12 protein-coding genes are annotated in these 13,469 nt (G+C 49.4%); 4 read left to right on the top strand and 8 right to left on the bottom strand.

Features of this window, described 5'->3' with window-relative positions:
- Positions 1-87 precede the first annotated feature (87 nt).
- Positions 88-1,053, top strand: coding sequence for an ADP-glyceromanno-heptose 6-epimerase (rfaD, locus tag ACYVK4_RS29470; RefSeq protein WP_461131169.1), 966 nt, complete (start codon positions 88-90; stop codon positions 1,051-1,053).
- Positions 1,054-1,061: 8 nt separating this feature from the next.
- Here rfaD and ACYVK4_RS29465 read toward each other — a convergent pair whose 3' ends face one another.
- The 6 genes from ACYVK4_RS29465 to ACYVK4_RS29440 form a co-directional block, all read right to left on the bottom strand.
- Entirely contained in the window at positions 1,062-2,282 is a 1,221-nt protein-coding gene (locus ACYVK4_RS29465; protein WP_461131168.1) for an MFS transporter, read from the bottom strand.
- Complete coding sequence (locus ACYVK4_RS29460; RefSeq protein WP_461131167.1) at positions 2,276-2,647, bottom strand: DMT family protein; 372 nt, start codon at positions 2,645-2,647, stop codon at positions 2,276-2,278. Before ACYVK4_RS29460 ends, ACYVK4_RS29465 begins: the two co-directional genes overlap by 7 nt.
- Positions 2,648-2,668: 21 nt before the next feature.
- Positions 2,669-4,003 carry a sensor histidine kinase gene (locus tag ACYVK4_RS29455; RefSeq protein ID WP_461131166.1) on the bottom strand — a complete coding sequence of 445 codons (1,335 nt, stop codon included), beginning with the start codon at positions 4,001-4,003 and terminating at the stop codon, positions 2,669-2,671.
- Complete coding sequence (locus tag ACYVK4_RS29450) at positions 4,000-4,770, bottom strand: response regulator transcription factor (RefSeq protein WP_461131165.1); 771 nt, start codon at positions 4,768-4,770, stop codon at positions 4,000-4,002. Before ACYVK4_RS29450 ends, ACYVK4_RS29455 begins: the two co-directional genes overlap by 4 nt.
- Positions 4,771-4,781: 11 nt before the next feature.
- The gene (locus ACYVK4_RS29445; protein WP_461131164.1) at positions 4,782-5,594 is read right to left on the bottom strand and encodes a hypothetical protein; all 813 of its coding nucleotides are present in this window, start codon (positions 5,592-5,594) and stop codon (positions 4,782-4,784) included.
- A gap of 96 nt (positions 5,595-5,690) precedes the next feature.
- Positions 5,691-7,238 carry a S8 family serine peptidase gene (locus tag ACYVK4_RS29440; protein ID WP_461131163.1) on the bottom strand — a complete coding sequence of 516 codons (1,548 nt, stop codon included), beginning with the start codon at positions 7,236-7,238 and terminating at the stop codon, positions 5,691-5,693.
- Between the two features lie 138 nt (positions 7,239-7,376).
- Here ACYVK4_RS29440 and ACYVK4_RS29435 point away from each other — a divergent pair, with 138 nt between their 5' ends.
- Entirely contained in the window at positions 7,377-8,672 is a 1,296-nt protein-coding gene (locus ACYVK4_RS29435) for an aminopeptidase P N-terminal domain-containing protein (RefSeq protein WP_461131162.1), read from the top strand.
- A gap of 100 nt (positions 8,673-8,772) precedes the next feature.
- Here the strand turns inward: ACYVK4_RS29435 and ACYVK4_RS29430 are convergent, their stop codons facing one another.
- Positions 8,773-9,384 carry a TetR/AcrR family transcriptional regulator gene (locus ACYVK4_RS29430; RefSeq protein WP_461131222.1) on the bottom strand — a complete coding sequence of 204 codons (612 nt, stop codon included), beginning with the start codon at positions 9,382-9,384 and terminating at the stop codon, positions 8,773-8,775.
- Positions 9,385-9,840: 456 nt separating this feature from the next.
- Here ACYVK4_RS29430 and ACYVK4_RS29425 point away from each other — a divergent pair, with 456 nt between their 5' ends.
- Positions 9,841-11,478 carry a CotH kinase family protein gene (locus ACYVK4_RS29425; protein ID WP_461131161.1) on the top strand — a complete coding sequence of 546 codons (1,638 nt, stop codon included), beginning with the start codon at positions 9,841-9,843 and terminating at the stop codon, positions 11,476-11,478.
- A gap of 75 nt (positions 11,479-11,553) precedes the next feature.
- On the top strand, positions 11,554-12,423 hold the full coding sequence (locus ACYVK4_RS29420) for a glycosyltransferase family protein (protein ID WP_461131160.1): 870 nt from the start codon (positions 11,554-11,556) through the stop codon (positions 12,421-12,423).
- Positions 12,424-12,529: 106 nt separating this feature from the next.
- Here ACYVK4_RS29420 and ACYVK4_RS29415 read toward each other — a convergent pair whose 3' ends face one another.
- Positions 12,530-13,402: a hydroxypyruvate isomerase family protein gene (locus ACYVK4_RS29415; protein ID WP_461131159.1), complete on the bottom strand. Its 873-nt coding sequence runs from the start codon at positions 13,400-13,402 to the stop codon at positions 12,530-12,532.
- Between the last annotated feature and the right edge of the window lie 67 nt (positions 13,403-13,469).

Here is a 13,469-nt window from a genome sequence, read left to right as displayed (position 1 = left end):
AATCACGTATCTTTACAGCCACTTTTGCTTCAAGTACACTGATACCTACCTTATTATCAATACGAACACGTTTACGCCTACCACTTTATGATTATTGTTACGGGAGCCGCCGGTTTTATAGGAAGCTGTTTAATCAGCAAACTGAATCAGGAAAATTTCAATTTCATCATTGCCGTTGATGACTTCTCAAATCCTGAAAAAGAGGCCAACCTAGCCGGTAAACGGATTCAGGAACGGGTGGATCGGGAAGATTTCTTTGGCTGGCTCGACCAGAACTACCACGAGGTAGAGTTCATTTTCCACATAGGCGCCCGCACCGATACGACCGAGTTTGATCGTCAAATCTTTGAACATCTGAACGTTGAGTATTCCAAGCAAATCTGGAATCGCTGCATTCAGTATCAGATCCCGTTAGTATATGCTTCTTCAGCTGCAACCTATGGTTTGGGCGAACTGGGTTACGATGACAACGAATCCCTGATTCCGCAACTTAAACCCCTTAACCCGTATGGCGACTCGAAAAATGAATTCGACATCTGGGCCCTGGAGCAGGAACGTAAGCCATTTTTCTGGGCAGGGCTAAAGTTCTTCAATGTATACGGTCCCAACGAATACCATAAAGGGCGGATGGCCTCAGTAATTTTCCATACGTTCAAACAGATAAAAGCATCAGGCGAAATGAAGTTGTTCCGCTCGCACAATCCCGACTTTGCCGACGGCGAGCAAATGCGCGACTTCGTTTATGTGAAAGATGTCGTGGAAGTGTGTTCGTTTCTGATGCACCACCGGCGCAATTCGGGTATCTACAACCTGGGCAGCGGCAAAGCCCGTACTTTCCTCGACTTAGCCAAGAATACATTCTATGCCCTCGATCTCGAACCCAAGATCAGCTTTGTTGATACCCCCGCCGATATCCGGGACAAGTACCAGTATTTTACCCAGGCCAATATGGCTAAGCTTCGCTCCATCGGCTACGACCGGCCCTTTGCGACGCTCGAAGACGGCATTTCCGATTATGTAAAAAACTACCTCAGCAAAAGCGATTACATGTAGCAGGCCCGTTATTCGGCTTTCGTTTCAGGAACAAACAGCCACAAAACAGCCAGCGCGACAAGGGCAATACCCGACAAAGCTAGAAAAGCCGTGTTATAGCCGGTGCGTTGAACAATGGCTCCGGCAAAGGCATTACTCAACGAGGCTCCCAGGCCAACGGCTGTTGCAATAGCTCCCTGCGTCGTATTGAATAAGCCGCTGCCTTTTGTCAGGTCAGAAACAATCAGAATGCTCAATACCCCAAAAATTCCCGCGCCAACGCCATCCAGAAGTTGAATAGCCACCAGCAGTACGGGATCGCCAGTTAATGTGTATAACAGCCCCCGTACGGGTAGAACGGCGAACCCAATCAACAGCAGGCGTTTGCGGCCCTTAGGTGCTAACCGACCGGTTAAGTTGCTGACGGGAATCATAATCAGTTGAGCGACAATTATGCAGGCCGACATATAAGCCGACGAGGTGCCGGCATTGATCCCTTTCGCAAGCCGTTGTCCTAACAAAGGCAGCATGGCTGCGTTGGCAAAATGAAATAATACACAGGCCAGAGCGAAGAAAAGAATGGAGCGATTGCTTAGCAGCACCTGCCAGCCCGATGCTGTTTTGTGGGCCGACATCTCTCCTTCGTCTCCTCTGGCCCGATCATGATCAATATCCTGTTCGCGAATTCGCCAGACAGCTGCACTGCTGATGAGCGACATGACCGCCAGCAGCACGAAGATGCCTTCACTACGGATATAGTACCCGATGGCTCCGGCCAACAAAGCTGCAAACACATTGCCGGCATGGTTGAACGTCTCATTACGCCCTATCCGACTGTCGAGCGCATTATGGCCCACCAACCCAAGGGTAATAGCCGCAACAGCCGGAGTAAACCAGGCCGCAGCTACGCCCATTAGGACTTGTCCACCTATAACAACCCCAAATGTAGGAGCCGCCACCGTGGCCAGAGCTGCCACAGCGATCAATAAGGAAGCTATGACTGAGAACAATCGCTTTTTTTGAGTACGGTCAACGAGTACCCCGGCCGGTGTCTGAGCCACAACGGTAGCTACGCCCATGACGGACATAGCTAACCCGATATTCTGGGCATTCCAGTGGCGTGACGTGAGCAGGTAAATGGCCAGATAAGGACCAAGGCCATCTCGAACATCAGCCAGGAAAAAATTAGCCCAGTCAAGTGCCTTCAAACTGGTTTTCGTTGGCTGATGCGTATCCGCTTCAGTCACCATTTCTTAAAGATGAAGAAAACCGCAATGACGATGAAGACAAAGCCCACCAGGTGATTCCAGGCCAGCTTATCTGTTTTGAATACGTAAACCGTGATAAGGGTAAAGACCGTAAGCGATACAGCTTCCTGTATGGTCTTTAATTGAAAAAGTGAGAAAGGTCCGCCCGTTTCATCCGACCCGATCCGGTTGGCAGGTACCTGAAAAATATATTCGAAGAAGGCCAGCCCCCAACTCAGCATGATGATACCGAACAGAGATAGTTTTGCCAGCATCGGGTATTGTTTGATCTGGAGATGGCCATACCAGGCCAGAGTCATAAAGACATTTGATAATGCCAGCAGCAGTACGCAGTAAAGCCCTTTCATGTAGTCAATAAATGATTTGTATTAAACGACCTGATCGCTGGCTTCCGTCAGGTTCAGTTCGCTGGTGAATGTAAACGAATGCCAGTTAAGGTGTAACTTTCCGCCCAGCAACATTGTTAGCCGATGGCTGATCCAAAGCCCCAGACCATGCCCTTCTTTCAGCGGATCAGCCTGAAAATACGGTTGTAACAGATCAAGCGTTGCCCCCCCCTCCCGAACTGTCTGGTTCTGAATCTGAATTGTCCAGCTCGACGAGCAGACGACCTGTATCCGAACACAACTGCCTGATACGGCGTATTTAATGGCATTTTCAGTCAGATTAAGTAGAATGTGCTCCAGTTTTACAGCGTCAGTCAATAGCCGCTCCGTAATCGACTCGCGCCATTCAAGCTGTGTTTCCACATCATACTCATCGGCTAAACCAGCTAATTGATTTAAGCACTTTTTAACGAGATCGGGTACATAGACTTCACTAAGCTTAAGCGGCTGCGTGGAATCCTCCGGGCGGCTCAGTGTCAGAAATTCGTCCAGCAGCCGGGCTAACCGGCTCACTTCGTCCAGTTGGCTGGACAGAAACGGCTTGAGCATTTCGCCAACCTGATCATTACCCAGAGTTACTTCGAGGCCGGTTTTCATGATGGTTAGCGGTGTTCGCAACTCATGCGCTGCGGCTCCGAAAAAGTTACGCTGCAGATCAACATTTTCCCGAATCCGTCCCAGCATTCGGTTCAGCGTATCCGTCAGTTGGTAAAGCTCATCCTTCGATTTGGGAAGGGCAATCCGGCTGCTATCCGTAGCATTACTGATGGTGTTGGCCTGATCGACAATGGTCTGAATGGGCCGCAAGAGCCAACCTGCCACGCCATACCCGCCAATAAACGCCAGCCCTAAACTCAGTAGCCATCCAATGCTGAAAACGAGCCGGAGCTGGTTTATATCCTGCCGCAGACTCATGTCCGGGACAGACAACGTCAGCACAACTCGCCCGTCAGTAGCCTGTTCCGTAGTGATTTGGCTGGTCACGGCCCGATACGAATAAGCCGCGGAATCCACATGAACACGCCGACGATGATCGGGCCCCGGCTTGTCCGGGAAGCCAGGGCTTCGGAAGAGTTCACGGGTTTGGCCATATCCGTAGTACATCACCTGCATACGTTCCCGTTCGGTGGGAAGGGGTAATATAACCGGATCAACGCTGACCTGCGAGAGTAGCCAGTCGGCTCTCGTCTGGGTTGTCCGATCGAATGCGGTACGCAGGCTTTTTTCGGCATGGTCAAGCATTAGCCAGCCCGTAAACAAGCTCACTGCGGCAAACACGGCGGTAACTGCCAGAACGATGCGGCTGCGCAGACTCATGACGTTTTGAGCCGATAGCCCCGGCCAATAAGTGTCTCAATTAACCCGGTGATGCCGGTTGAATCGAGTTTTTTTCGCAGTTGGTAGATATGAACTTCTATCACATTACTACCCATGTCGAAGTCCATTGCCCAGACCTTTTCAGCGATCTCATTTTTCGTAACTAATTGGCCCGCTTTCCGCATCAGCAGTTCGAGTAAGGAAAACTCCCGATTGGTCAGTTCGAGGGTTATTCCATTTTTGACCACGTCATGCGATACCAGTCGCATTTCAATATCAGACACCCGCAACACGACATTATCGCCCGTTGTGCTTCGGCGTTGCAGAACCCGAATACGGGCCAGTAGTTCATTAAAATCGAACGGTTTACGCAGGTAATCCACCGCCCCTAAATCGAGGCCCTGCACCACTTTCTCGGGATCGCTCAGCGCGGAGAGGATCATAACGGGAACCGTTAGCCCAAATGCCCGAAGGTTCTGGAGAACTTCAAACCCCGTTTGGCCGGGCAGCATCAGATCGAGCAGGACCAGATCATACAGCCCACCTGCAATGTGATCGAGCCCTTCGGAGCCGGAATGCGTCAGATCAGCTACGTGACCATGTTGTTCCAGCCCCTGTTTAATGAATCGGGCCAGTTTGCGCTCATCTTCAATGACCAGGATTTTCAACTTTATAAAGAGCGAAAGAGTGAATGAGTGAAAGCGTGAATGAGCGTATGCCGCTATCGAGTTGGTAAGCGTATCAAGAGACTTCGCTCTTTCACTCATTCGCTCTTTAGTTATCGTACCAAATATTGCTGGCCGTTTATGGTTAGGACAGACGCCCGCATTACGTTCACTTTTTCTAATTGTACCTGGCCTTCCCGAACGGACTTTGGATAGCCCTGCACGGTAATCGTACTTCCTTTTTTAGCCAGATCGGTAAGTTGGTAAGCCACATGTGCCGGAATGCTGACTACGGTTTTGTTATCGAGTACCAGCGCATCGACCCGACCGCCCCGACCAATCCGATAATCGACGATCTTACCCGTTACCGTTGTCAGGGCAGGTGGTGTGGGCGGTGTGGCCGGCCGAACCGGGGGTGCATCGTCGACGGTGGTTTTTCCAGCGGTCAGGCTATTAAGATGAAAAATTGTTTCGCCGGTTGGGTTTTTATCGGCGTAGCCGGTAACACTGACAGTACTCCCTGCTTTCACGGCTTTCTGCACCTGCTCACCTAAATGAGGGGGGAATTTGACCGTTGTTGCGGGCCCTGTACCAGTATTAAGGGTAAAGCCATCGAGTATGGCGTCGTCATTACCAACCAGTTGGCCAACCGTACCGGAGAGCGTGGTAAGCGATGTAAGACCACCAGGACGGTGATTTCTGCCGGGTCCGCGCTGATGCCCCTGCCCATCCCGACCGGGACCTTGTAGTTGGTGTTTCCGTCCGGGGCCGCCCATTCGTGGTCCATCGCCATCCGGCCCTCTCATCGACACATCCCGATCGCCCGGTGCAGGATCTGGTCCAACCGATCTTTGTGCGTTTGCCAGTGACGATGCTAATGTTGATACGACGAGAGCAAGGGCGATTAATTTTGCTTTGGTTTCCATGAGTAAATGTTGTTTACTGTTGATTACGAAAGCAAAACTATAGTCGCCATTTAAGCCCCATCTGAACTGGACATTAATTTTTCTTCATACGGAGCTTTACTCCCAAATCACTTCGATCACTTCCGTCTTCAGGTCAACCGTCGTTTGTTTTTCATCCGCCGAACGGCGCAACACCAGTTTACCGCCGTTTACTTTGGCGGCTTCCTGCTGGACTACGTGCGTAGCATCTTTCTTGTGGAAAACGGACACCGCCCCATCGCTGGCTGTAACAGGCAACGTGATCGTTTTACCGGTGGCCTTTACAGACCGCGCCATAGCCGGCAACTCCTGATTGCGCAGCAAGGCCAGTGCCCGCGACGCCTGCGGCACCCCGTACCCAACGTAGTTATTACCGTACGGATACAAATGAGCCGATTTTTCAATAATGGCCATCACCTCTTTATTGGTCAGTTTTGGATTCGCCTGCATGATACAAGCCGCAAACCCGGTAATGACCGGTGCCGATAACGACGTGCCGTAGAGCGAAAAACAGGACACATTAGGTTTTAGATACGCCAGGTTTTCCGGTCCTATACTGCTGTAGCCGATGCGGTTCCAAAGGCGGGAGTTGGTTGCTCCGATAGCCAGTACGCCCTGCGCATCGGCAGGGGTGCTGATGATGCGCCACGAACGGTCTTCACCTTCGTTACCCGCCGAAACAATAATTAATATCCCTTTCTTATCGGCGGCTATCTGAGCGGCTTTACTGATCAGGCTGGTGTGGCCATCCATCTGGGCAGGCTCATAATTATCTTTTGGGTTGCTCATCCCTTTGGCATAGCCAAGCGAGGTGTTGATGAGCCGAACGCCGAGGCTGTCCATCCATTCCATAGCGGCCACCCAGTTGTCTTCTTCACCCCGGTATTCGCGGTTTCCCTGATCAGTGCGGGCCAGGTAAAACGTGGCGTCGGTAGCCAGTCCGAATTGAATGTTTTCAATGGGGTCACTTCCCGCTATTGCCGCCAGCACTTCGGTCCCGTGGAAATCGGCGTTGGATTCGAGGGTGCGGAGCAGTTCATTGTGCGTCTTCTTCTCGTTCACATAATCGCGCACTCGTTTCACGCCGTCACGTGCAAACACATGTTTCAACGCGTTGGCGGAATCGGCACCGAAAAACCCGGCGTCGATCACCCCGATGTTCACAAACCGACCCGTCAGACCGGCCTTTACAAAATCCGGCGCCTGAATCTGCGACATGACCGGCGCCAGTTGAGGATTCGTCGGGAGGTTCGTTGAGGTAATAACGATGGCCGGATCAATAGCCTGAACAGCTTTTACGAAGGGCAACCGAACAACAGATGCGTACTGTTGAGACGTCAGACGAACCGATACGGCATTGAGCCAGCGCGATTGACAAATAGGTTGTATGCCAGCTTGTTTGAGTTGTGTAAGATAAGCTGCCGACACCGGCTGATCGGTCTCATCGAGCGGCAGATTATGTGTTTTTCGCTGAGCCATAGCCGTTGGCGAAAGCGCGGGGGCGGAGTTTTCGTCTTTATCAGTCAGCAGAAGCCAGTATTTGGCAGTGTCAGGACCGCTTGGGCGGGCTTGCCCCTGCGCAAACAGGGCTGCCAGGCATAAAAACACAGTAAGTCGGAATGTCATGGTTAGTTTAGGCAAGGAGGTCAATAACACAGGCAGCGAAAACCTTATTAATGCTTAACACGAAAACACGCAGAAACTCTTGCCGCTTTTGAGTTTCTTTGCAAACTTAATCACAAACGTGCCCTCAACAGCTACGCTATGCGTTATTTACCCATTGACAGCCAGCTTTTCGTCCAAAATCGTCAGCGGCTCGTCAGCCTATTGAAGCCTAAATCGCTGGTCGTTGTCAATGCCAACGACATCATGCCCACCAATGCGGATGGCACGATGGTTTTTCGCCAGAACAATGATCTGTTTTACCTGACAGGAGTCGATCAGGAAGAAACCCGTCTGGTTCTGTTTCCGGACCATCCCGATCCGAAATTCCGGGAAGTCCTTTTTCTGCGCGAAACGAGCGAACTGATTGAAATTTGGGAAGGCCACAAGCTCACGAAGGCCGAAGCGGAACAGGTTACCGGCCTTTCGTCGAAACAAGTTTACTGGACGCATCAGTTCGAGCAGATTTTCGGCCAGATGGTTTTCGAAGCGGAACACATCTACCTCAATACCAACGAGCATACCCGCGCTGGCGTAGAGGTTCAAACGCGCGATGCCCGCTATATTGATTCCTTCCGGCAGAAGTATCCCCTCCATCAGCTGGAGCGGCTCGCTCCGCTTATGCATTACTTACGGGCCATTAAACAACCGCAGGAGATTCCGCTCATCCAGACTGCTATCGACACGACGGATAAGATGTTCCGCCGACTGCTGGGCTTTATTAAACCCGGTGTATGGGAGTACGAGATCGAAGCGGAGATGATGCACGAATTTTTAAAAAACCGGTCGAGGGGAGCGGCTTACACGCCCATCATCGCATCGGGGGCGAATGCCTGCGTGCTTCATTACATCGACAACAGCCAGCAGTGCCAGGATGGGGATGTCATTCTGCTCGACATTGGTGCCGAATACGCCAATTATAACGCCGACATGACCCGCTCTGTGCCCGTCAATGGTCGCTTCACGGCTCGTCAGCGGGCCGTTTATGAAGCTGTCCTGCGGGTGATGAAAGAAGCCACTCAGATGTTGCGAACCGGCAATCTATGGGACGAATATCACCGTGAAGTGGGCAAGGTTATGGAGTCAGAACTGATCGGGCTTGGTTTATTGGACCGCGCGGAGGTAGCGAATCAGGACCCCGACGCTCCGTTGTACAAAAAATACTTTATGCACGGCACTTCTCATTTTCTGGGCCTCGATGTCCACGACGTTGGTAACAAATACCGTAAAATGGAACCCGGCATGGTATTTACCGTTGAACCGGGTATTTACATACGGGAAGAAAATTTGGGCATACGGCTTGAAAACAACATACTGATCACCGAGTCGGGCAACGTTGACCTGATGGCTAATATTCCGGTAGAAGCGGACGAAATTGAAGCGTTGATGAACCGGTAAACCAGTAAAAAAACGGTTCGCCGTTATGCAGTGGACTTCGATTAATTGGCAGTATGCCAGCGAAGTCCATTGCATAACGGCGAACCGTCTTATTTATAAGCTATTTCGTTTTGGCCTGTTCGCGTTCCAGAGCGATGTTCAAGCTTGAGTAGATACGACGGATAGCCATTTCAAGGCGTTCCCAACCCGCATCGGAACGCAGGTCGATATCGCCAATGTGGTCACGCTGCGTACTGGTTAGTACAATGTTCGTAACAGCGGCTACCATCAGGCTGGTAATTGCCAGTGGGTCAAAATCAGCGTACGGAGCCAGTTTAGCCACCATATTTTTGTAAGATTGATCCCGAAAATCAGCCAGTCGACGGGCTAACTCGGTTTCGCCGTTCGACATTTCCCAGCGAATCAGTTCCTGCGATGATTTACGCGTCCGAAATTCACGCATAAACTGGATCGTATATTCAGACCAGGCCTTGCTTCTGGCTTCGGGTGGAACATTATCGGGTACCGAATCGAGAAATTTCTCATTGAACATTGAGAGAAAGAAACCACGATGCACGTAAGCTTCCAATAAGCCATTCCAACCACCAAAATAACGGTAAATAAGAACTTTATTAACGCCTGCTCGGTCTGCAACGGCATTAATGCCCGCTTTTTCGGTGCCTCGTTCGGCCATTACTTCGCCCATGGCCCGTAGTATACGTTCCATAGTCATCTGGCGGTTTCTACGCTTGACGACTTTCATAGATTGGTTGTGTTTTTTGTTAAGAGGAGGAATGGATGTATTTTTCTGATCGAAAAAATGCCATCAAATGGTTGATATATTTACTACAAACGCAAATATGGGTATTAGCACTGATGTTTTCAAGCTGTAAAATAGAAAAACAAAAAAAACTACATCTACAGTTTACTTATTAGGAAACACTATATTGAGTATATTATATACGGCAAGAAAGCAATAAAAGAGCCATTGTAGTATGTATATCAGCTAATTAAACCTAATAATCGACAATTACTACTCAAAACCAACTAAGTATATTTTACCAATCTATAATAAACGAACTCTATTAATAAGTAAACAAGGAGTTTTCCAAGCTAGGTATCAACAAATAGATTGAAGAGTGTAAAGCAAAAGAAAATAGATGTATGTTTATAAAAAAAACAACATATAATGAATGCCATTGGTTGGCTTGCCTTTTTCACGTTCAGCATAGTCGCTGTCAGTGCCTCTTCGCAGACACTCACGTCATCTAACTTACCGCTTCTTGTTATACAAACGAACGGGCAGTCCATTCCTGATGAGCCAAAGATTATTGCCGAACTTCGTGTTATTGATAACGGTACCGGCAAACGTAACAATGTTACTGACAAACCATCTTTCATAAGTAAAATTGGTATCGAAAAAAGAGGGGCGACTTCCCAGCAATTGTTCCCAAAAAAACCCTATAGTTTTGAATTACGGGATAGCACTGGCATAAACTCCGTCAATTCATCCGTTTTGGGTATGCCCTCTGAATCCGATTGGGTCCTCAATGCAACGTACAATGACAAAACCCTTATTCGCGAAACGTTAACCTACGATCTAAATCGTCAGCTAAGTACTTATTATACACCTCGCTACCGCTATTGCGAAGTTATCTTAAATGGTAATTATGAGGGAATTTATATTCTATTCGAAAAAATAAAACGTAACAAAAATCGGATTAATATCACGAGTATAAAGCCAGCCGATCTGTCGGGCGATGCTTTAACAGGCGGGTATATTTTTAAAATTGACAAAACGGAAGGGTCACCTTCACGAACGTGGATCTCGCCCTACAAAAGCTCCAGAGGTTTGCCGATTCCCATTCAAATAGAGCGACCCAAGCCTGAGGACCTGCCCGAAGCACAATTTCAATATGCCCGACAGTTTGTTACCAACTTTGAGGATGCCCTGAAAGGCTCAACCTATCAGGATTCGACCACAGGCTATCGAAAATATAGTGATGAGAATTCCTTTATCGATTATCTGCTACTGACGGAGGTATGCAAAAATGTGGATGGATATCGACTAAGCAGTTTTTTCTATAAAGATCGGGATAGTAAAGGCGGCAAGTTAGTGATGGGGCCCATCTGGGACTACAACCTAACTTATGGCAATGCAAATTATTGCGATGGCAATTCGTATCAGGGATGGTCCTTTAACTTTAATACCATCTGCCCGACAGACACGTATCAGATGCCTTTCTGGTGGGATAGGCTGCTGAGCGATAAACGGTTTGCCACCAACGTACGCGTTAAATACCAGGCCCTTCGCAAAAATATACTTAAAACGGAGCGTATCCAGGCGTATGTGGACTCCGTGGCAGACCAACTCACGGAAGCCCGCACACGAAACTTTCAACGGTGGCCCGTCATTGGGGTATACGTATGGCCTAACGGATTTGTTGGCCAGACCTACCAACAGGAAGTGGATTACCTGAAAACTTGGGTTAAAAACCGTTTGGAATGGATGGACAACGCCATTTTACCCTTTGGCACCGACGTGCTGGCGACCGAACTTACCGATGAGGCTTTCCTTAATGTCGGGCCAAACCCATCCAATGGAGACGTTATCCTGCGTTATACCTTGCAGCACCGCTCCGACTTACAGCTCGTTATTACCGATGCGACCGGACAGTTGGTCCATGAAACCACCTGGCTCAATCAGGCAGCCGGCGATCACCAGCAAACCATTTCGGCTCACCTCCTACCGGCCGCAACCGGTGTTTACTTTTTACAGCTTCAGACAGCGGGGAAACTGCTCAGCCGAAAAATGCTGCGCTACTAGGGCACTGGATTAAAAACGCTGAATCGGCAAACGGCCGTATCTTTGGCGCATCTGTAGCCAACCCATTCCATTTCTATGAAAGTAGCCGGATTTAGTTTTATCCGAAACGCCGTTAAGTTTGATTACCCGATCGTAGAAGCCATTACCTCCGTACTGCCGTTATGCGATGAATTCGTGATTGCCGTTGGTGATTCGGATGACGACACGCTCGGCTTGATCAAGTCTATTGCGTCTGATAAGATTCGAATTATTCATACCACCTGGGATCAGACAGCACTGGCGGGGGGACGCGTTCTGGCCCAGGAAACGGATAAGGCATTGGCGGCCGTTTCGCCCGATATGGACTGGGCTTTTTACATCCAGGGCGATGAAGTGCTTCATGAGCAGTATATCCCTGTGGTGAAAGCGGCTATGCAGCACTATTTGGCTGATCCTAACGTGGAGGGGTTACTCTTCAATTACCTGCACTTCTATGGCTCGTACAGCTACGTAGGTGACTCCCGGCGCTGGTATCGGCGTGAAATACGGGTGATTAAAAACTCCGGCAATGTTCGTTCCTATAAGGATGCACAAGGGTTCCGCACACGCAGCAATCAGAAACTGAAAGTGAAATTAATCGACGCTTTTATTTACCATTATGGCTGGGTAAAGCCCCCTGAAACGCAGAAACAACGCCTTCGCAACGCTAATCATTTCTGGAACACCAGCGAAACGATTGCCAAAGCCGACGCCAGTGTTGACGCCTTCGACTACAGCCAGATCGACTCGCTGGCCCATTTCACCGGTACACACCCGGCCGTTATGCAGGCCCGCGTCAACCGCCTGAACTGGCCTTTTACCTTCGATGTGAGCCAGAAACGCTACTCCCCAAGGGTTCGCTTCCTGACGTTAATCGAGAAACTCACGGGCTGGCGCATTGGGGAGTATAGGAATTATAAGTATTAGTTATAGGAGTTAGAAGCGAGGAGTTAGAAGTGAGGAGGGCTGACGCCAGCAATTTCTTTCGCGTCAGCCCTCCTCACTTCTAATTCCTCGCTTCTAACTCCAATAATTACACGTCGCACAACAACACTGCTTCCTTCAGGCTGGTGAGCGGATCGCGCTTGGGAATGAACTCCTGGGCCACGAAACCTTTAAATCCAGTGTCCACAATGGCCCGCATGATTGCCGGGTAGTTCAACTCCTGCGATTCGTCGATTTCATTCCGGCCCGGATTGCCTCCGGTATGGTAATGACCAATGTACTTGTTATGCTCACGGATGGTCCGGATGATGTCGCCCTCCATGATCTGCATGTGATAGATATCATACAGCAGCTTAAAGTTTTCAGAGCCAACTTTTTTGCATAGCTCTACCCCCCAAGCTGTATGATCGCACATATAGTCTTTATGATCCACCTTGCTGTTGAGCAATTCCATGATCATGGTGACGCCATACTTTTGCGCACTGGGCATCAGGCGTTTCAGGCCAACGGCGCAATTTTCCAGTCCTTCTTCGTTACTCATGCCTTTGCGGTTGCCCGAAAAACAGATAACGGTTGTTAAGCCAGCGGCTTTCAGCTTGGGAAAAATGGCTTCGTAACTGGCAACCAGTTCGTCGTGAAATTTAGGGTTATTGAAGCCATCATTGATGCCTTTACCGGCTCCCTGTGGCAGAGCAACCGTTAAGCCATGTTTTTGCACAACCGGCCACTCATCGGGCCCCAGTAGTTCAATGGATTTGATACCGATCTCTTTGGCGGCTTTACAGAAATCTTCGAGGGGTATTTTACCGTAACACCACTTACAAACAGAGTGATTGATGTGTCCCTTCAACATAGGAGCTACTTGTTCAGATTGAGTCATGGAGCTGGCTAACGCAGTAGTCAGCGATGGTAACGTTAGGGCGGTACCAGTCAGGGTTTTCAGGGCCGTACGGCGTATCATAATAAGTGAATGAGTGATTGATAGAATGAGTGAATGGTGAATGAGCGAATAGCTTTCCATTTGCCAT

This window comes from Spirosoma aerophilum (assembly GCF_054782495.1).
The sequence above is the reverse complement of the archived record's forward strand: the minus strand, read 5'-3'. Positions and strand labels throughout refer to the sequence as shown.